General features: G+C 42.4%; 17 protein-coding genes. 9 read left to right on the forward strand and 8 right to left on the reverse strand.

What is annotated here, in order from left to right:
* Positions 1-44: 44 nt before the first annotated feature.
* Positions 45-2,201, reverse strand: a complete 2,157-nt coding sequence (locus tag C9I43_RS03480; RefSeq protein WP_107882134.1) for a tetratricopeptide repeat protein — start codon at positions 2,199-2,201, stop codon at positions 45-47.
* 134 nt (positions 2,202-2,335) lie between these two features.
* Between C9I43_RS03480 and C9I43_RS03485 the strand changes: the two genes are divergently transcribed.
* On the forward strand, positions 2,336-4,147 hold the full coding sequence (locus tag C9I43_RS03485) for a M61 family metallopeptidase (RefSeq protein WP_107882136.1): 1,812 nt from the start codon (positions 2,336-2,338) through the stop codon (positions 4,145-4,147).
* A 171-nt stretch (positions 4,148-4,318) separates the two neighbouring features.
* Here the strand turns inward: C9I43_RS03485 and rdgC are convergent, their stop codons facing one another.
* A complete protein-coding gene (rdgC, locus tag C9I43_RS03490) occupies positions 4,319-5,233 on the reverse strand; it encodes a recombination-associated protein RdgC (RefSeq protein WP_107882138.1) in 915 nt (304 codons plus the stop codon).
* A gap of 291 nt (positions 5,234-5,524) precedes the next feature.
* Here rdgC and C9I43_RS03495 point away from each other — a divergent pair, with 291 nt between their 5' ends.
* From C9I43_RS03495 to C9I43_RS03515, 5 genes are all read left to right on the forward strand, one after another.
* Complete coding sequence (locus C9I43_RS03495) at positions 5,525-6,493, forward strand: porin (RefSeq protein ID WP_181317846.1); 969 nt, start codon at positions 5,525-5,527, stop codon at positions 6,491-6,493.
* 186 nt (positions 6,494-6,679) lie between these two features.
* Positions 6,680-7,369 (forward strand): phosphate regulon transcriptional regulator PhoB, encoded by a 690-nt coding sequence (phoB, locus tag C9I43_RS03500; protein ID WP_076496844.1) that lies wholly within the window; start codon positions 6,680-6,682, stop codon positions 7,367-7,369.
* A gap of 81 nt (positions 7,370-7,450) precedes the next feature.
* On the forward strand, positions 7,451-8,749 hold the full coding sequence (phoR, locus tag C9I43_RS03505; protein WP_107882142.1) for a phosphate regulon sensor histidine kinase PhoR: 1,299 nt from the start codon (positions 7,451-7,453) through the stop codon (positions 8,747-8,749).
* Positions 8,750-8,975: 226 nt separating this feature from the next.
* A complete protein-coding gene (locus C9I43_RS03510; protein ID WP_107882144.1) occupies positions 8,976-9,947 on the forward strand; it encodes a PstS family phosphate ABC transporter substrate-binding protein in 972 nt (323 codons plus the stop codon).
* 710 nt (positions 9,948-10,657) lie between these two features.
* Positions 10,658-12,502 carry a M1 family metallopeptidase gene (locus C9I43_RS03515; protein WP_107882147.1) on the forward strand — a complete coding sequence of 615 codons (1,845 nt, stop codon included), beginning with the start codon at positions 10,658-10,660 and terminating at the stop codon, positions 12,500-12,502.
* 565 nt (positions 12,503-13,067) lie between these two features.
* Here the strand turns inward: C9I43_RS03515 and C9I43_RS03520 are convergent.
* Positions 13,068-13,553 (reverse strand): glutathione peroxidase, encoded by a 486-nt coding sequence (locus C9I43_RS03520; protein ID WP_107882149.1) that lies wholly within the window; start codon positions 13,551-13,553, stop codon positions 13,068-13,070.
* A 149-nt stretch (positions 13,554-13,702) separates the two neighbouring features.
* On the opposite strand from C9I43_RS03520, the gene C9I43_RS03525 reads away from it, so the two are divergent.
* The 3 genes from C9I43_RS03525 to C9I43_RS03535 all read left to right on the forward strand — a co-directional run bounded on the left by C9I43_RS03525 (position 13,703) and on the right by C9I43_RS03535 (position 16,379).
* Positions 13,703-15,073 carry a magnesium transporter gene (locus tag C9I43_RS03525; RefSeq protein WP_076496839.1) on the forward strand — a complete coding sequence of 457 codons (1,371 nt, stop codon included), beginning with the start codon at positions 13,703-13,705 and terminating at the stop codon, positions 15,071-15,073.
* An 88-nt stretch (positions 15,074-15,161) separates the two neighbouring features.
* Positions 15,162-15,665, forward strand: coding sequence for a GNAT family N-acetyltransferase (locus C9I43_RS03530; protein ID WP_107882151.1), 504 nt, complete (start codon positions 15,162-15,164; stop codon positions 15,663-15,665).
* A gap of 174 nt (positions 15,666-15,839) precedes the next feature.
* Positions 15,840-16,379 carry a YfaZ family outer membrane protein gene (locus C9I43_RS03535; protein WP_107882152.1) on the forward strand — a complete coding sequence of 180 codons (540 nt, stop codon included), beginning with the start codon at positions 15,840-15,842 and terminating at the stop codon, positions 16,377-16,379.
* Positions 16,380-16,715: 336 nt separating this feature from the next.
* Here C9I43_RS03535 and C9I43_RS03540 read toward each other — a convergent pair whose 3' ends face one another.
* The 5 genes from C9I43_RS03540 to C9I43_RS03560 form a co-directional block, all read right to left on the reverse strand.
* Entirely contained in the window at positions 16,716-16,874 is a 159-nt protein-coding gene (locus C9I43_RS03540) for a small highly charged protein (protein ID WP_076496836.1), read from the reverse strand.
* A gap of 287 nt (positions 16,875-17,161) precedes the next feature.
* Complete coding sequence (locus tag C9I43_RS03545; RefSeq protein WP_107882154.1) at positions 17,162-18,553, reverse strand: RsmB/NOP family class I SAM-dependent RNA methyltransferase; 1,392 nt, start codon at positions 18,551-18,553, stop codon at positions 17,162-17,164.
* 238 nt (positions 18,554-18,791) lie between these two features.
* Positions 18,792-19,460 (reverse strand): glutathione S-transferase family protein, encoded by a 669-nt coding sequence (locus tag C9I43_RS03550; protein WP_107882156.1) that lies wholly within the window; start codon positions 19,458-19,460, stop codon positions 18,792-18,794.
* 66 nt (positions 19,461-19,526) lie between these two features.
* Positions 19,527-20,153: a glutathione S-transferase family protein gene (locus C9I43_RS03555; RefSeq protein WP_107882158.1), complete on the reverse strand. Its 627-nt coding sequence runs from the start codon at positions 20,151-20,153 to the stop codon at positions 19,527-19,529.
* A 215-nt stretch (positions 20,154-20,368) separates the two neighbouring features.
* On the reverse strand, positions 20,369-21,082 hold the full coding sequence (locus tag C9I43_RS03560) for a DUF2461 domain-containing protein (RefSeq protein ID WP_107882161.1): 714 nt from the start codon (positions 21,080-21,082) through the stop codon (positions 20,369-20,371).
* Positions 21,083-21,108: the final 26 nt, after the last annotated feature.

Raw genomic sequence — 21,108 nt, forward strand, 5'->3', positions numbered from 1 at the left:
AAATGTGATTTAACGATGCCCCTGTGATTAATGACTGATATTGATCAAATATTTTCTAGTAGTTGCCGATCTTGGTTGTTTTCCCAGCAAGGCCAGCGAATATCCTCTTTATCGCCATTCGTTTCTAATCTTATCAAGCCTCGCTCAATGCCTTTTTCAAGGTGCAAAAATAAAGGATTAGCAAATAAACTCAAGGGTACAAAATCGAGTGCTCTAAATGCGACATAATAATCATTATTTCCCTCTAAGCTACGAGCACATGCAAGAGCCATCTGCACCGCTTCAAATTTTAGCTTAGCAGCCATTTTAGTTTCTGATTTGGCTAAAAAGGGCAAATGTGCAAAACCTAGTCGAAAATGATGCTTTATTTGTTGTTGGTCGAGAGTGTGCCTTATTTGATTAATCACTTGCATCGGTTCTATCGCTTGCTTGAACCGCACGGCAAGCACCCCTTGGCGGATTACGTAAACCGGAGTGGCCAAGGCTTCTGTTAGTTGTGTGGCAATTTGTGTGGCCATAGTATTGCTAAAATATTGGCCATAGTCTAAATCGGTCGAGAGTAATGTGGGGAAAGCAATTAACCCTAACGCTGCCGTGGATTCTTGGCTATGACTTAAATGGGCTAATAACGCAGCATAGCCTAACTGATGCGTAAAAGGGTCTTGCAGAGTTAATTGGGCTAATGCTGCATTTTCTGTCGTTATTTTGCGTCTATGGTATAACGCAAAGCTAATTATGATCAATAAAACACCAATGGTAAGGCTAGTGAATAGCAGTAACATTTTGATGTTACTGCTTTCCTTTTCTGCCTGGGTCAGCTTTGCGTGCAGCATGTTAAGCTCAAGTTTGAGCTGCTGCTCTGCAAGGGCTGAGGCCGGTACGGGAGAGTTTTTGTCAGTTTCCTCTACCGTTTTACCTAACTCAATAATGCGATTTTGGGCGTCGATAGTTTGCGTTAACTCACCCAGTTTTTGAGCTGCGAAGGCGATAAGCGTTAAGGCTGATTTTTGTTCATCGATGAGTTTGATATCGATGGCTAAGGCTAAGGCGATCTTTGCATGACTCATCATCAGCGGCCAATCTTGCTTAGTTTGCGCGATTTCACCAATAAGCAGCTCGTTATAAACCTGATAATGATAACTTTGTTTTTCTTTGAATATTTGGTTAGCCATCAGTAAATATTTAAGGGCATTAACATTGTCATTAATATTTGAATAGGCTTGCCCTAGATTGTGGAAATTGAGCCCTTGAGCAATATAATTACCGCGTTTTGCATCTAATTGCTGAGCATTAAGGTAATAATCGATCGCTTTATTCCAATCCCCTTGCTCACCATAGACCATAGCAATCACTGTCATGCAGCTTGATAAGTAAGTATCGTTATCCATTTTTTTAAAACCAGCAGCGGCTTCGTGAGCATTTTTAAGCGCTTCATCCCACTGTTTTAAATCGCGATATACCTTTGATAGTTGCAGTTGAAGATGGGTTTTCATTAATGGGTAGTTAGCGTTATTTGAAATACGAACTGCTTCACTATAATGCTGTAATGATTTAGTCAGTTGCTGATTAAAATTGTAATAAAATCCCAGCCTTGCTTCAGCGGCAGCAATTAAATAATCGTTTCTGAGTTTGTAAGCAATGTCGCGGTAAGTATGAAAATGCATCAAGGCGGGCACTTCTTGGCGAATTAATAAATGTAATGCACCTAAGTGTTCATAAATATTATGTTTTAAAATTAACGCATTAACGTCATAGCTATCGTTAATACGAGTAAGCGCTTGGTTATATTGACCTATTGCTTCTGGATATTTTTGTTCTGCACGGCCAAGGTAACGCCCTTGTAGCATTGCCACTGCGGCTTGTTCATAGGGCGATTGTGCCGCCTTTGTTAACCACTCAATAATACTTTTGGCGTCTTTTATACCACCGTTCGTTTTGACGTTATGCTCCATGTTTAATCGAGCAAGCAAATACAATATATGCTCAAAGTCAGTGGTGCTGTAGCCTTGCTCTTTGGCTACACGTTCAAATTGCTCACGGTTTTCAAAAAGAATAGGGAAGGAAATCGATTGGCTCAGCACATCATACATTTGCTGTGGTGTTTCCCTAAACTCAACTTCATCCGCTTCGAAATCTCTGCTTTGTACGCTAAATGAGATCGACAGTAATAAAGCTAATAAAATAACCGTTAGTTTTTGCATTTGAGCAGGGATTCCTCATTCCTTAAGTCAAGGAACTTATTTTGTTAGCTTTTGTTAGCGCCTAATGAGGATGCTACATCGACTTGTTATACTTGGCGAAATTATAAGAAGCATAATAACAGAAGGAAGTAAGAGTGGAACCTAGCAGATTATCAATATTGGTATTAAGTGCGTTATTTTCAGGCCAAGTCTTGGCCGATGTAAAATATCAAATCGAACTCGTTAAACCCGAGCATCATATCGCCCAAGTGAGCGTGACTTTTCCTGAGGTGCAGAGCACCGATTTTACGGTTAACTTGCCAGTGTGGCGCACGGGTAAATATCAAGTGTTACCTTTGGCCGATGGCGTGCGTTTATTTAGTGCTAAAGACAGTCAAGGTGTTGAACTGCCTTGGAAACGCACGGCGAGTGGCGAATGGCAAGTTGCGCTCAGCGCGCCAACCCGTGTTACCGTTAGTTATCAGTTGTATGCCAATGAATTAGGCCAAAGAGTGCGCCATATAGATGCGAGCCATGCTTTTTTAGATGCCAGCGGCGTATTTATGTATAGCCCGCAGTTTCGCGCTGAGCCTGTATCGGTTCAATTAAACGTCCCTGAAACTTGGCAAAGTTATTCGGGTATGGCATCAGGGATATTGGCACACTCTTTTATTGCACCTAGTTACGATGTATTAATTGATTCCCCAATTGAAACCGGAGTGAGTACTCATAAGCAGTTCAGCGCTAATGGCAAAAACTATGAGTTAGTATTTTGGGGAGAGGGTAATTATGACACCGATAAAATCGTTAAGGATTTAACTGCGTTAAGTGGTCAGGTTAAGGCAATTTGGGGGGATTATCCTTTTGACCGTTATGTGTATATGGTGCATGCCACCAATGGTGCCAGTGGCGCGACAGAACACTTAAATTCTACCGTTATCCAATTACCACGTTTTAGTTTCCGTGAGCGCAAAGATTACCTACGCTTTATCGGTACGGCATCCCATGAGTTTATTCATACTTGGAACGTGAAGGCATATCGCCCAGAAGGGCTAGTGCCTTACGATTATCAGCATGAAAACATGACCGAATTACTGTGGATGGCCGAAGGCTCTACTAGCTATTTCCAAGGCCAGCTATTACTACGTGCTGGGGTGATGACGGCGAAAGAGTTTTTTGAGGATTTAGCTAAACGTGTTGAAAAAAATCAACTCAATCCAGGGCGTGAAACCCAATCAGTAGCCGAAGCAAGTGCTGGAGAGTGGAGCAGCACGGGTGGTGATTATGCCATTAACCACAGTGTTAATATTTACTCTGAGGGTTACTTAACCTCTCTGGCCTTAGATTTTTCACTGTTGCAAGACACTAAGCTTAAGCATTCTTACCGTGATGTGCACCGTCGTTTATATCAAGACTACCGCGTGCCAAAAGGTTATGCGGTGAGCGATGTGCAGCATATTCTCAAAGATTTATCTGGCAAAGATTATGCGCCTTGGTGGCAAGCAAACGTGAATAGTCCGATGAGCTTAGATTTCCCTGAGTTGTTAGCGCAAGCTGGGCTTGTTATGTCCTATGGCAAAGACTCAAAAACTGAAGCCTTTGCCGGCATGACGTTAAGTAGCACCCATGGCTCTTTGTTATTAGACCAAGTACTACGTAATGGCCCCGCGTGGCAAGCGGGCATAACCGCAGGCGATGAAGTATTAGCCATAAATGGCCTTAAGGTAACCGCATCTGGTTTTGATAAGCGTATTAACGATTTTAAAGCTGGTGATAGCATTGAAGTGACATTGTTTAGTAACGATAAAATCAAACAAGTTAAGCTTGCACTCGGTGAGCAGCAAAGCGGTAAGTTGGTGCTTAAGGGTGATGCAAAGGCGACTAAACAGCAGAAAGCCTTTTTTAAGGCTTGGTTGGGTATTGATTGGCCATTTGATAATAAAGGCGAGTTAGCGACTAAAGCTTAATGTGGTTAGGACTTCATATTTAGCATCTAAATGCCTTTCTCTTAAAGCCACCTAAAGTTAAATCGTCGTAAAAAAGGCGCAACCATTATTTTGATGGGGGCGCCTTTTCTTATCTTGTACGGTTCAGTCTAATAAGCGAGTTGCAGATCTCGTCTGCTTAACGAGTTTTGTTTAACCTTGTGCGTCTTCAAGCCCACCAAGGGCTGCCACAAGTGCATGTATCAGCGCGACTAATTCGCTGCCCATTAAGGCAAAGTCAGCATCTAAACGCGCCATTGGGTCGTCAGTACCTACCTCATCGTTACCAGCTCTAAACTCTTCTGAGAATTTAAGGCGTTTCACGCTGGCATCCGATTGTAATAATAGTGCAATTGATTGGCCAAAATGCAGCGCTAACTTATGTACTTGCTTGCCTGTTGCAAGGTGAGCTAACACTTCTTCTTCTTTTAAATCCTGTTGCTTAAAACGTACAATTCCGCCCTCATCAGCTTCGGATTTAAGCTCTGCCTCATCTTGCATTTCAAAGGGTAATGGCGCGCTGCCCAGCTTTAGCCATTCAGTTAAATTGGCTTCGACTGGCACTTTAAAACTCAATGGGATCACCGGTAAACTTCCCAGCGCTTTGCGTAATAATGCTAATAACTCTTCAGCCTTAGTGGCACTTGAGCTGTCAACGAGGATCATTTCTAATTCTGGTAAAATCAAGGCGTGGGTTTGGCTACGACGCGAGAAAGCGCGTGGTAGTAGGCTCGTGATGATTTCCTCTTTCATCGCATCTTTTTCTTTTTTTGTCAGTTTGCGATTTTCTTCATCTTCAATGAGCGCAACTTTTTCTTCTAAGACTTCTTTGATGACTTGGCCAGGGAGAATTTTATCTTCTTTTGTCACACAGATCAGGTGGCGATTGTCGGCGCTGTGTACCAACGAGCTGCCTTTTTTACCTAACGCGTTAGAAAAACCAAATTTACTGACATCTTGGCTTGAACATGGCGAAAAAGTGAAATCGGCCAACGCAGTTTCTAGCGCTTCGGTTTCGACGGCAAAAGGTTTATTGAAACGATAAAGAGTAAGATTTTTAAACCACATAAGAGGCGCTCATTGAAAATTAAAGTGGCAGTTTACGGCATAGTTTGAGCGGGGTAAACCTGTGTTCAACAGCTGATTTTTAGCGGCGGATCAAAATTCATCAAACTGTAATATAAGAATTACCTCAGCTACAGCCCTTATTTTTACTGGGTTTCCTGCCAAGTTTAGTGTCAGTTTTTTTACCTTGCAAACTAAACGGTCACAAATGAAATAAAACTGAAACACATTCATTGCACACTTTCGGTCGTTCCAAACCAATAACCAAGACGAACATAACGTCCAAAGGATTAAATGATGAACGTTTTTAGTAAAACTCTACTTGCTTCTGCGCTAGCCTCTGCAACTCTGGCTTCGGCTTATGCCGCTGAGCCACTTACTGTGTATGGTAAGTTGAATGTTACTGCTCAATCAAATGATGAGAAAGGTGATGCAACAACAACGATTCAAAGTAATGCTTCTCGTTTTGGTGTGAAGGGTGATTTTGCGTTGTCTAGCTCGTTAGAAGCTTTCTACACAGTGGAATATCAAGTTGATACGGGAGCAGCATCAAGCGATAACTTCACTGCACGTAACCAATTTGTTGGTTTGAAAGGCGCTTTTGGTTCGTTCTCAGTGGGGCGTAATGATACCTTGTTGAAAATTTCTCAAGGTGATGTTGATCAGTTTAACGACCTTTCAGGTGACTTAGGTAAACTGTTCAAGGGTGAAGTTCGCGCGGCTCAAACGGCGACTTACCTTACACCTTCCTTTGGTGATTTTGTATTCGGTGTTACCTATGTTGCTGAAGGCAATGATGTAAAAGGTCAATTTGCTCAAGATGGTTTTAGTGTCGCGGCCATGTATGGCGATGCGAAACTGAAGAAAACCCCTGTTTATGCATCTCTTGCCTATGACTCAGATGTTTCGGGATATGAGATTGTTCGTGCCAGCTTACAAGCTAAGTTAGCCGGTATTAAACTGGGTGGTATGTACCAGCAACAAGAACAAACCTATAAATATGATTCAGCAACATCGATGCCAGTAGAAGTCACAGCAGAAAGTGCTAACGGTTATCTATTAAGTGCTGCTTATGATATTGATGCTGTTACTTTAAAAGCTCAGTTCCAAGATATGGAAGACCTTGGTGACTCATGGTCAGTCGGTGCAGATTATGCATTAGCTAAGCCGACTAAAATTCTTGCTTTTTACACTAATCGTTCGTTAGAGGCGTCTAACGATGATGATAAATATATCGGTGTTGGTTTAGAACACAAATTCTAAATTCAGCAGCAAAACTTAATTTAGGAGGCATATAGCCTCCTTTTTTATTGCTATAAACAAACAGTTATATAAACTTATTGTGACAATTATTACGACTAAATGGCATTAGTAGCGTGCTTATTCATAAATCTGTAATAAAAATGACGAATAATAGCTGTGTTGACATTCACTGACAGAAAATCACTTATGACTGCAAGGATATTGATAGTTGAAGACGAGTTAGCGATCCGTGAGATGCTGACTTTTGTAATGGAGCAGCATGGGTTTACTACCTCTGCCGCAGAAGATTTTGATTCGGCTATTGCACTACTCAAGGAGCCTTACCCCGATCTAATTTTATTAGATTGGATGTTCCCCGGTGGCAGTGGTATTCAACTGGCGAAACGTTTAAAGCAAGATGAGTTTACGCGCCAAATCCCGATCATTATGCTGACCGCGCGCGGTGAAGAGGAAGATAAAGTCAAAGGCCTTGAAGTTGGTGCCGATGACTACATCACTAAACCTTTTTCCCCTAAAGAACTGGTTGCGCGTATTAAGGCGGTATTGCGTCGTAGTGCACCAACGCGTTTAGAAGATACCATTGATGTGCAAGGATTAATGCTTGATCCTGTAAGCCATAGGGTGAGTGTGGGTGAGGCGGTATTAGAGATGGGCCCAACAGAATTTCGTTTATTACACTTTTTTATGACTCACCCTGAACGTGTCTACAGCCGCGAACAATTGCTCGATAATGTATGGGGCACAAACGTGTATGTTGAAGACAGAACCGTTGATGTGCATATTAGACGGCTGCGCAAGGCCGTCGAAGAATACGGACATGACCGCTTGATCCAGACCGTTCGTGGTGCTGGTTATCGTTTTTCTACGCGCATCTAGTACCAAATAAGTGATAGGTGCAAGTTAGCTTTTAAGCTATCTTGCGCTCCTCTTATTTAGATAAGATGTTTGGGTTTATTTATGTCTAATGCTTATTCTGGGTACCGGTTGTTTACGCGCTTAGCTGTGTTTTTACTGCTTTGTGCGTTTATAGGTTTATTGATAGGTAAGCCCCTCTGGATACTTATTATCGGCATGCTAGGATTAATTATCTGGCATTATCGGCAGCTATCTCGGCTTAACTTTTGGTTATGGCAAGATAGAAAACTCACACCGCCGCAGGGTAATGGGAGTTGGGAAGGGGTGTTTAACGGCATTTATCGCCTTCAAGGGAAAAATCGTCGACGAGTTGGTCAACTCGCCACATTGCTGGCGCGATTTCGCCAAGGTGCAGAAGCCCTGCCAGATGCCGCTGTAGTGCTCGACTCAGAGCATAATATTTTATGGTGCAATAAGTTAGCGCAACTTATTCTCGGCTTTGTTTGGCCACAGGATAATGGTCAGCGTATTGATAACTTGATCCGTCATCCTGACTTTTCCGCTTATATTAAAACTGCACAATACCAAGAACCACTGGAGTTGCCCTCTCCAGTGTCTGAAAGACGGTTACTCGAAATTCGTATTATGGCTTATGGCGATAGACAATTACTGCTTATTGCGCGGGATATTACCCGCATACGTCAGCTTGAAGGCATGCGTAAAGAGTTTGTCGCTAATGTGTCACATGAGCTGAAAACGCCGCTGACAGTGCTGCAGGGCTACCTCGAAATGATGCAGAGCATGGAAGAGGCCGATTCATTGAATATTAAGCCGTTGATATTAATGCAGCAGCAAACAAAGCGGATGCAATCAATGGTTGAACAGCTTTTAGTGCTATCGCGGATTGAAGATGCAGCGGATATTAACCTTGAAAATACGGTTAATATGAATCAGTTAATCGAGGTGCTTAAGGAAGAGGCAAAGGCGTTGGCACAAGATAGATACGAGCTCAGTTTCTATTGCGAACCGGGCCTTAATCCCCACGGGAATGAATTACAACTGAGAAGCGCTTGTTCTAATTTGATTTCTAATGCGATTCGGTACACAGAACCTGGCGGTAAAATCACCGTGCAGTGGCGCAGTGTTGCAAGCGGAGGGCTTTTTAGTGTCACCGACACTGGTGAAGGCATTGCTGCGCAGCACACAGGACGATTAACGGAGCGTTTTTATCGAGTAGATAGTGCCCGTTCAAGGCAAACTGGTGGTAGTGGTTTAGGGCTTGCGATAGTTAAACATGCACTGAGTCACCACCATAGTGAGCTTAATATCCAGAGTGAAGTAGGCAAGGGTAGCATTTTTAGTTTTGTGATCCCGCAGCATCTTATCGAACGTAAAAAATAAAATAGCGGATTTAACATTATCAATATTGACAATAAAAACAGGCCATTAGAGCCTGTTTTTCATTTTTAGACATTATGTTCAATAAATGACAGTAAAAAGCGAAAAAGATTACATTGTCATCTAAGTGTCACATCACGGACATAGAATTGTCATTGTAGCGATTGATACTGGCTGCGTCTGAAGAAACTTAAGTTACAAATTAGTTAGCTTATTACTGGAGCACATAATGAAACTGAAAAAACTTGTCGGCGCAATGACCCTTACAGCCGCGGGTGTATTCTCTGCCACTGCGATGGCATCGGTAGATGCATCTTTGCCAACGTATGAAAAAGCCAGCGGCGTGTCAGGCAATTTATCATCGGTAGGTTCAGATACCTTAGCCAACATGATGACACTGTGGGCTGAAGAGTTTAAACATATTTATCCTAACGTGAATATTCAAATTCAGGCGGCGGGTTCTTCCACGGCGCCACCGGCATTAACTGAAGGCACCTCACAATTTGGCCCAATGAGCCGTAAGATGAAGCCTAATGAAATAGAAGCGTTTGAAAAGCATTATGGCTATAAACCTACTGCGATACGTGTTGCTATCGATGCTTTAGCTGTTTTCGTACACAAAGATAACCCAATCAAAGGCTTAAACCTTGAGCAAGTTGATGGTATTTTCTCTTCTACGCACAAGTGTGGTAGCAGTGATATCCAACGTTGGGGTGATTTGGGCTTAGACGGTAACTGGTCAGCAAAAGATGTTCAGCTTTACGGTCGCAACTCGGTTTCTGGAACTTACGGTTATTTTAAAGAACACGCCCTGTGTAAGGGAGACTTTAAAGCAAACGTGAATGAACAACCGGGTTCAGCCTCTGTGGTGCAATCAGTATCTCAATCTTTAAATGCTATTGGTTACTCTGGCATTGGTTACAAAACGGCCGGAGTTAAAGCGGTTGCGATTGCCAAAAAAGGTAACGAGTTTATTGAAGCAACGGCTGAAAATGCGGCTAACGGTACTTATCCGCTATCACGTTACTTATATGTTTACGTGAATAAGCAACCCAACAAAGACTTAGCGCCAATGGAAAAAGAATTCCTACGTTATGTTTTGTCTAAGCAAGGTCAGCAAGTGGTTGAGAAAGATGGCTATGTGACTGTACCTAAGAGCGTAGTGGCTAAAGATTTAGAACAAGTCGGTATCAGTTTGTAAACTAAAGCGCTTGATAATTAAGGATCTCCTCGGAGATCCTTTTTTGTTTTAATGATAAGCAACCAGATGTGATGCCGTAGTGGGAGAAGACCATCACATTTGGTTAAGTAAAATATTTTATCTAAGTTAGGTGTGCTGGCATTTTAGTTTTTACCGCGACTAAGCTTCAATCATTAAACAGCAATATACTGAGATAAAAGGCATAAAAAAAGCAACCTAAATAGGTTGCTATAAATTCCAAATCGGAATCTTGGGATGGTCGCGCTAGAAACCATCTAAAGGAGAATGATGATGAACACAAACAATCATTACAAAAATTCGGTTCATAATATCAGACTCAACATAACTAAATTAGTTCAGTGAAACGGTGAAATATTTTAAATATTTATTTTTAATTCGCTCGCATACACGCTTAACTAAGCTGTATGCACCCATTGGCGCTAACTATAATTATAGCTGTAACTGTAACTGTAACTATAGTTGTGACGGTTGCGAATGCAGATCCCATGGGCGACGTATATAATACGGATGGTTACAAAAAAGTCGCCTGCAACATGTCAATAACGTCATAGAAAGCGTGATTGTCATTTGCTTCTGAACAAATTTGCCGTTGATAATCCAACCCTACTATCAATTATTAAACGCAGCGCCATAACAATACGGCGCTGCAATATCAGAACTTAGCTACCGAGGCGACAGTGGTCCAATCAATGCACAATCAGTTAAAGCCAAATAAGCGAGCTACAGGCAGATTAACCAATAGCCCCACTTTAGATTTAACCCAAGATTACCATTCTTTTGCAAACACTGAACAAGTGCAAGTCACCCATGTATCTTTGGACTTAGTGGTCGATTTTGACGTGCAGTGTCTTTCTGGTTACGCGACGTTGTCTTTAAAATACCTTCAACATAATGTGACTGAATTGTGGCTGGATAGCCGAGATTTGACCGTGCTTTCTGTCACAACCGTTAATGGTGAACCGCTTGATTATGTTTTTAGTGAAGTGAGTTCCATTTTAGGGCAAAAGCTGTGTATCAATTTACTAAAGCTAGATTGTGAGAAGGTTTGTATTCACTATCAAACCTCTCCCGCAGCCCAAGGGCTACAGTGGCTAATGCCCGAACAAACAGCAGGGAAACATTTACCTTATCTTTTTAGCCAGTCACAACCCATTAATGCTCGCAGTTGGATCCCCTTGCAAGATACGCCGAAGGCACGCATTACTTTTGATGCTAAGGTGCAAGTGCCTAAAGGATTGCGGGCAGTGATGAGTGCGATGAATACTCCCGAAACACCACTTGATGGTGTGTTTTATTTTGAAATGGAATTGCCTATTCCCACGCATTTAATGGCGTTGGCGGTGGGTGATATTGCTTTCAAAGCAGTTGGTCCAAGGTGCGGCGTATATGCTGAACCGAACATGCTCAGTGCTGCCGCTGCGGAGTTTGAAGATACCGAATATATGCTGGAGGTTGCCGAATCATTACTCGGTCCTTACGCGTGGGATCGCTACGACATGCTTATTTTGCCACCGAGTTTTCCCTTTGGTGGTATGGAAAATCCCCGTTTAGCATTTTTAACACCCACACTAATCGCGGGTGATAAGAGTTTAGTATCCACCGTCGCCCATGAGCTAGCGCATTCGTGGACCGGTAATTTAGTGAGTAATGCGACTTGGCGTGATCTTTGGTTAAATGAAGGTTTTACCACTTATTTTACTAATCGCATCGTCGAAGCTGTTTACGGTAAAGAACAAGCTGAACTTGAGTGGGTGCTTGAGTTTGGTCGCTTAAAAGAGGAAGTGGTATCTTTGTCTAAGGATAAGCAAACCTTACCTTCCAATGTACAGCTGGACGATCCTAACTTAGCTTTTAATCGTTTTACTTACGATAAAGCGTCAATGTTCGTCCATGATTTAGAGCGCAGGCTCGGACGAGTAGAGTTCGATAAATTCTTATTCAACTACGTGAAACATTTTGCTTTTCAGGCGATTACGACTGAAGTGTTTGTCGAATATGCACAGCAAACCTTAGTGCAATTACACCCAGATAAAATTACTGAAACTGAGTTGTTAACTTGGGTTTATGGTGTAGGTTTACCCAAGGATTATTGTGCTCCGACTTCATCGAGTTTAGATAAAGTGGATGATGCACTCGCGCATTTTTTGCAAGGTACCGCCGCAACTCACTTAATTGTTAAGGGATGGCGAGTACATCATTGGCAATATTTTCTGACTCAATTACCTGAGGTCATCAGCCAAGTGCAATTGATGGATTTGGACGATACGTTCCATTTCACGCAATCCACCAATACAGAGATAGCCTGTGACTGGTTTAGGGTAGCGATTCGTAATCACTATGATCCGGTATTACCTTCCTTAAGTGCTTTTTTGACTCACATCGGTCGAGGTAAATTTGTTCGACCTCTTTATGCAGAGCTGCAAATTGCTGGATACCATAAAGAATTAGCTGACATTTATGCTAAAGCCCGCGCGACATATCACCCGTCGATTCAAGTGCAACTCGACAAAGCATTAAATATAAAAACTGAGTAAAAATGAACTGAGAAAAAATAAGCAAAAAAAATGGCAACCAATGGTTGCCACAAGTAAATCAGTGCGGAATACAAATAGAATTCAGTGCGCTAGCGTGTTTTCTATTGTGTCCCAAAGGGAGATGATGATGAACGATCAACAAATTAGCCAAAATGCGATAAAACAGAAACTGTGTCATTTGAAATTATGAAACGATAAACAATCTCATGGTTCAATGTGCATTTAATCTTATCTATTAACCCTTACCTATACTCAGAGTCATGGTTTTTAATTAAGTTCCTTTAGAACAGAAAAAATATGATCTTTTTGCAAAATTCCTATTGCACAACAATGAGTACATTTATTTTACAAATTGATGTGCAGATAAAAAAAGGCAACCAAATGGTTGCCTAGTGACCTATTACTAGATCAAGGGAGCTGCGCTAGAAGCTCCAGGGAGATGATGAACATGAAAAAGACATTCACTGTTCAATACATTTGAGGGCGCGTGTACGGTTAAGTTCCATAAAAAATTAAAAATAAATTTAAAAATAAATAAGTTTAATCATTTCAAGTTTATAAAACGTTATTTTAATAGAGCGGCAATTTTACTTTCGAGTGCTTCTGGTTTTGTCGTTGATGCAAAGCGCTCAATTGCCTCACCTTGCCGGTTGATTAAAAACTTAGTGAAATTCCATTTTATAGCTTCAGTACCTAATATTCCTGGGGCTGCTTTTTTAAGGTATTGATACAGAGGATGAGTATGTTCGCCATTAACCTCTACTTTTGAAAACAGTGGAAACGTCACACCAAAGTTGAGTTCGCAGAAAGCTTGAATATTCTGTTCGTCAGCTTTTTCTTGGGCGCCAAATTGATTACAAGGAAACCCCAAAATTATAAATCCTTTGTCTTTGTATTGTTGATACAGTATTTCTAATCCTTTGTATTGCGGTGTAAATCCACACTCACTGGCCGTATTTACGATCAAAAGCACTTTGTCATGATACTGGTCTAAGCTTACTGTGTTGCCCTGAATATCTATTGCTGACTGGCTGTATATATTCGTCGTCATATTCACCTCCATTAAGTTCTAGTTGCAAGCATAAACTTAAATATCAATATGCACAATATAATTGCGCACAACTTACTTGTGTATTTGCTAATTTACTTAACTATCAATATAGTTACGATAATTTTGTAGCTAAAGATAAGGGCGTCTGTGTGACAGAACATGAGGCCGAATATGAAACCAATATGCCAACTGATGTGGGTCAAGTTGTTCAACAACTCACTGAAGCGGAAGGCGAAGAGCAAGCGGAAGTATTCAATGAAATCTTAAATGATTCAGAGCCAGGCACTATTGCGCTAGCCCTTGAATCCTTGCCATTAGATGAACGTTATGAGCGATGGCAACAAATTGAGTTTGCTGACCGCGTAACGGTACTGAGCTTAATGCGCGCAGATCCTCGTATGGGGATCCTTAATCGGATGCCCACTGAAGAAGTGGATTTGCTATTCGCACAGTTAAGTCCAGAAGACTTGATTGAGTGGAGTGACTATCTTCCTGAGAGTTTTACCGATCGTGCTTTAGCGCAAATGGGCGAACGCCAGCGACAACGATTTGAGTTATATGATAAATATTCAGAGAATGAAATCGGTCGCTATACCGATCATCAAATGTTGGTGCTCAGTGATAAGGCCAGCGTTGCTCAGGCACAGCGTTTTTTCCGTCGTATAGAACTCGACTGTAACGATAATTTGTTTATCGTCGATGATAAAGACAGGTATCAAGGTACCGTTCGTCGTTATGATATTTTTAAACACAATCCCGATGAATTATTGATTTCATTATTGGCTGATGACAGTCGCGCTTTATCTGCCGACACCAGTTTACTTGAAGCTGCTGAAGCGATTGAGCATAGCCGTGAAATTGAATTGCCTATAATCGACGACGCAGGCGAGCTTATTGGTCGAGTTACCTTACGTACTGCAACCGCATTAGTACGCGAGCACTATGAAGCGCAATTGATGGCAACTGCTGGTATGGATGAATCCGATGACTTGTTCGCGCCGATTATGAAAGGCGCTCAGCGCCGTGCTGTGTGGCTCGGAATAAACTTGCTGACGGCTTTTCTCGCCTCCGCGACCATAGGTTTATTTGAAAACGTATTATCTCAAGTTGTCGCTCTAGCCGTATTAATGCCGATAGTGGCATCTATGGGTGGTATCGCTGGCAGTCAGTCGTTGACGCTGATGATCCGCGGTATGGCTATGGGACAGATATCAGCAGGTAACCTCTTTTCATTGATGAAGAATGAACTGGGTATTGGTATCGTTAATGGACTGTTGTGGGCTGTTGTTATCGGATTAGTCGCAGGTTGGTGGTTTAATGAAGTTACAATTGGCATTGTGATAGGCAGTGCAATTCTTATCAATATGGCCGTTGCGGCGATAGCTGGCGTTGTGGTGCCTATGGTGTTGCAAAAGTTTAAGCAAGATGCGGCGCTGTCAGGGTCAGTGATATTAACTACGGTAACTGATGTGATTGGCTTTTTTACTTTTTTAGGGGTGGCTACGTTACTGTATCTCTAAAATCACGCAGTGTATCGTGGCGGCTAGCACGATACACTCGTTGCTGAATGAGCATTCGTATTTATCACCGTTTGATTTGAGTTAGCTTATGAGCAAAATTAATTTTGTGATCAGTAATGTACCTGCTGAGTTAGCTTTAGCAGCACAGTTAATCGATAATCGCGATGATAATGCCCACCCTCTTAACCATAAAGATTTTTATAAATCTCGAGCCGTTATCTTAGCTAAAACGGTCGCGGGAGATATTATTGGTTGTGCTGCGATTAAAGCGGGAGAGGGTATTGTCGGTGAGTTGGGTTATTTGGTGGTATCGCGTCACTATAGGCGGCAGGGAATTGCCCAGCAGCTTACCCAAAAGCGTATCGAAGTCGCACAAACGCTGGGTATTTCTATTTTATATGCCACGATTCGTGACGAAAATGTTGCAAGTAAAGCAAATTTGCTCAAGATGGGTTTTCAATTTTGGCGTGACTATTTGAGTATTCGTGGCACGGGTAATACCGTAGGGTGGTATTTTTTAGCGCTAACAGATGATATTGATGCAAGTAAGGTGATGCAGTCTTTGGTTGGCGATCGTATTCCTGTAGTGTAATGTTAGTTCAGTGATGTAACTTGGTTTGTTTTGTGTGTGCAAATTGCTTACTACTTGTTTGTTAGTTATGAGTTATCTCCATTTTTGAATATTTAACAGTAAAAAAGCTGATTTTCTCTGTTGATTCGGTATGATCTGCGCTTATTACCCACAGTCATTATAGAGGTGTTTTTTATGGCTAAGTTCAAAGTGGCAAGTGTCTTATTATTGAGTGCAGCGGCGCTGCACGTGAATGCTTCAGAATTTAATCTCGGGTTGAACAATGATGTTGTTTATACAGAATTAGAACTGCAACTAAGCAAAGATACCAATGCAGTGTTAAATTATATCTACGGAGATGAGAGCGGCCATATTGCTCAAGGTGCAATGCATATGACCCATGATTCGGGTGTGCATCATGTTGAAGTGGGCGCACAGTTAAGCCAGCTTTGGGCAGATTATGCGCCCAATGGTAGCGCGCTGTCTGTTGGCGGTCGTTATGTACTCACGATGGGACCAAAAATTTCTTTACATGCTGCGGCTTATTATGCGCCTTCAGTTTTGTCTTTTGGTAATGTTGATGGCCATTATGAGCTAGATTCAAAAGTGCAATATCGTGTAACGCCAAATATGGCACTGTATGTCGGTTACCGTAAAATTGCCTTTGAATATGACCACGCGCGTGATTTTACCTTTGAAGATGGTGTTTATATTGGTGGTAAATATCGCTTTTAAGTGATTATTCATTACTTATAAAAATCGGCTAAGGGCAACCTTAGCCGATTTTTTATTGGTAAACATTTTGACCCGTGTATTCAATCACAATGAACTGTTATCAGTTGACACATTAAGTAGAATTTTTAATAGCTTATGTACTGCGACAAAATTTACTTCATCTTGAGTGTGTACTCTGCACTGATTATTTATTAGCCGCGATTTAGTGGAGGAATTCGATGAATAATAACGTTGGGGGAGTAAATGAATTAGCAAGTTACAATGACTGCAACTTGCTCGGATTTGGTCAACTTTCATAAAGCACTAATTTATTTAGGTAAACTCGCTAAAAACACGTTATTTGGTTTTATTCTGATAAACATTCACCTCTGTATCGTCCGAATAACTACGCTTTGTATCTCTACGGCGTTGTTTTACACGCTTGCTTTTTTGTTTACCTTTGACGTTATCGCCCCATGGCGCATCATCGTCGTCAAATTCATAAGAGTGTGACATGGTCAAAATTCCAAAAATACCTGTGCCATTTGCAGCACCCGATCTTTTTACCCAAAGGTGAGATGAAGCTAAAGCGAAATATTTCATCATTGATGGTGAAATATTTTGTACAAGAGCGATATCTTGACTCTGGAATGAGCTAAATAGGAGAGGCGTTGAAGGTGGGAATATTTATCCACATGATAAATAAGGAATAAATGAATGAGCATTGAAAAGAACATTATACGTTTAAAATAAGCGCCCAGAATTTAGGGCGCGAAGTTTTGATATAAAATAATGAGTTAGTGTTACTTACTGCGTTGCATACGCGCGACGAACATGCCATCACTGTTAGCCTCAAAGGGCCACACGGTCAACATTTCTGTTTGTTCACCGCTAAAAGGGTGGCGTATCGGCGTGAGAGTGAACTCTGGATGTTGCTGTAAAAACGCCGTCACCACGTCTTGGTTCTCAATGGGCGACAAGGAGCAAGTGGCGTAAACCAATGCGCCGCCGGCCTTAACTGCGCGGCTACTACGGCTTAAAATATCAAGTTGTAACGAGGCTTTATCGGCCACAGATTCAACACCATCTAACCAACGCATATCAGGATTACGTCGCCAAGTGCCTGTGCAACTGCACGGTGCATCGACTAATACACCGTCGAAATGAGCCGTAGGTACGGGCAGGGCATCACTTTTCCAACGGGCTACGCTAATGCCGTTAAAATGGGCTCTTTGAGCACGTTTAGTGAGTTCTTCTAGGGCATTGGAGCGAATATCGGATGATATGATGCTGCCCGTAGATGGCGTTTGCTTATCAGTAGCTTTAGCTAACATCAAAGAGCGCAACTGCAGGGTTTTTCCGCCGGCACCGCTACAGGCATCCCACCAATGGGCATCGGGTTCTGGCACGCAAATTTGTCCTATGACCTGTGAAGCCAAATCTTGGATCTCAATGTTACCGTCTTTATACAGGGCTATTTCATTAAGATTCATGCTCTTGCTGCCAAGATTGATGGTATCGCTAAAGTAATGACCATAACTTGCGTCTATGCCGAGCACTTGAAGTTGTGTCGCCGCATCTTGGCTAGTGATCCCTTGCGCGCGTCCCCAAATCGGTGGGCGACTAGACATAGCGGCAATGAGTCGTGTTTGTTGCGCTGTATCAACAGGGCACACTTGCCAGAACCAATCGGGTAATAAATCCTGTGGTTTAAACTCAGTCACTGGGAATAAATACTGCATTAGCGTTAGTTTGTTATCGATACTTTCAACGGCAAGTGCTTGAGCTTGCTGAAAATCGATAGTCGATTGCGATAACTCATGCCAAGCCCTGGCGATATCTTGCCAAGCATGGGCTTCCAATAGGGCGCAGGCGCTTAGGCTGGCAAAATAAACAGCAGATTCTTGCTGATCACCTAATCGCTGAAACCATCCCCACCAGCGAAACAGACTAAACAAGGATTCACGGATGACTTTACGATCCTTAGAGCCGTGTTTTTTATGTTCTCTAAAGTAATTTGCCAGAATACGGTCGGCGGGCATTTTACTGCTTTGAATTTCATCGAATAATTGCTTAATTGTACTGGCGTAACTAAGTGCACGTTTTTGTGCGGGCGTGTTTGTTTGAACATTTAACACTGATGATGTGTTTGAGTTAGATGCTTTACCGGATGAAAAGCTGCTTGGATTACCCATAAATTTAGCCTAGATCATGCTTCTGTGACAGCACCTTATGCGAGAGGCATGGCGGTAACAGAGGTGAAAAAATAAGTGGCGCAGAGTGTAGCAGTTTTGCCCGATAACAGGCAGTAAAAAAGCCCTGAATTAGCCTGAGCCAAAGGGGCTTTTATGGTTGAGTCAGTCAGACTCATAATGCATTTAGCCGTTAACGGTTATTTGCAGGCTATTGGCGTAATTGCCATTTAGCCGATGGTTATTTAGTCACCATCTTTTGGATTTGTTTAGCCCGTTCTTCATCGCTCATTTCCACCGGTGGCGGCGTGACTATGCCTTTTTGGCACGCAGGTCTGAGCGCTAACTCATCTAACCAACGTTGCAAATGCGTCAGCCCGTCCATATTGATGCCGCTCCACTCGTGGATACGTACCCAAGGCCAAGTAGCGATGTCGGCAATTGTGTATTCTTCACCTGCAAGATATTGATTTGTCGCGAGTTGAGTATTCATGACTTCGAATAAACGTCGGCCTTCTTTTTGATAACGGTCAATGGCAGCGGGGATTTTTTCAGGGAAATATCGGAAGAATACGTTTGCCTGCCCCATCATGGGGCCGACGCCGCTCATTTGAAACATTAACCATTGGATCACCTGTGAGCGTTTTTTCGGTTCGGCAGGCAGGAATTTACCTGTTTTTTCGGCGAGATACAGCAGAATTGCACCCGATTCGAATACCACAAAATCTTCATTGTCGCGGTCGATAATGGCTGGAATTCGACCATTAGGATTAATGGCAATGAACTCAGGTTGTTTTTGCTCATTAGTGCTGAAATCTAGCTTGTGGACACGATACTCTAGCCCCATTTCTTCCAGTGCTATGGAGATTTTAAAACCGTTAGGGGTCGCGGCAGTGTATAAATCGATCATGATGATTCCTTTAGGTTATAACGCTTATAGTTACTCACTTTAGTACCCATTCAGGCATTCGTGCTGCTATTTTTTAGGGGTTAATGACACTATGGCGGGACGCTGCGCCATAGTGATGAACCAAGCTTTAAGATGCGGCAAGCTGTCGGTGACCTCAATGTCTAAATTCTTAATAAAGCTGATAAAAACATAAGCCGAAATATCGGCAATGCTGAATTTGTCGCCCGCCATAAACGGGGACTTTCCTAATTTTTGGTTTAAGGTCGGTAAAAAGTCAATGACCCTTTGGCGTGATTCTGTACCCCAAGACTCGATACAGTTTTCCCTATCTTTATAGACGCCGCTTAAATTGCGAAAAGCTTGAAACCCGACCATCAATCCTTGCAACTCTATGATACGTTGCCACATTTCTACGTTGGCGCGCTCAAGTGGTGTATTGCCAAACAGTGAGTTAACACTTGGGTGGATTTCTTCTAAATAACGGCAAATGGCAACCGATTCACACAGGTAGCTGCCATCATCGAGTTCGAGTAATGGAATGCGGCCGTTTAAACTTTTGGCTTTAAATTCAGCGCTTAAATTCTCCCCGCTGCGAATATCGACGTTAACTCTCGGTATTTCTATGCCTTTTTCCGCAAGAAAAATGCTAACGCGGCGCGCGCTGGGAGTTGGGGCTAATTCGTAGAGTTTCATTTATAGTCCTTTAATTGCAATGCATTAGATTATGCGGTAAGGCCGACGAATATGAACGGATAGATAATATATTTGCGATATTACAGAGTCGCTTACGTAGGTTAAGTACACATCAGATTGTATAGTGGTAAAAGATATCGCTTGATTGGCCTAGTTTTGCCTAGGCCATCTTTTTAGAAATCTATTTTCAAAAGCCTATTTTCAAAAGCCTATGTTTAGAAGTCCAAGTCCAGCGCAAAACACAAATAGGCCATTAATTGAGTGCAATGCGCAAATTGCTCTGTGCAAAAACTGGCGGCATCTGGGCGGCAGAGCTCCTCAAAGGCGATATTTTTTATAGCGATAAAATCTTTGCGTTTTAGCTCTGCCAGCATAGGGTGGTTTTTATCAAACCCCTTTGGTGGACGAATTAAATTATCACCCTCCATATTAAATCCATGACTCTGCAAGGTTTGTAGTGCCTTTTTATAGCCGTTGGGATTCTCATCGATGCAAGTGCGAATGGCATTTAAGGCTTTCGATTCTGGGTGCCAAATCCCCGCGGCAATAAAACAGCTATCTTCGGCAATGTGTAAGTACAGCCCCGGCGCATGCACGTCTTTGCCCTGAAAATGACGAAATTGAATGCCGACATTGGTTTTGTAAGGTGTTTTATCCTTGCTGAAACGGCTGTCTCGCTGGGGGCGCATCAGACTGCCACCGACTTTTTTCGGCACGGCCGTCAGCCGAGGTGAGAGGGCGAGAATACTGGGCTGCATTTGTTCGATAAACTGTAGCGCAGGGGTTCGCACTGTCTCTTCGTATTCCGCCTGATGGGCTTTAAACCAGTCGCGGGAGTTGTTTTGCGCCAGTTGATTTAAAAATTGCAAACTCGCAGCGCTGAACGTTGCACCTGTCGCAATAGGGATTTTAGTCGTGAGCGTGGCCATTATCATTGAACCTTATTAATGCATTT

The organism is Shewanella morhuae (assembly GCF_003028295.1).
Taxonomy (GTDB): domain Bacteria; phylum Pseudomonadota; class Gammaproteobacteria; order Enterobacterales; family Shewanellaceae; genus Shewanella; species Shewanella morhuae.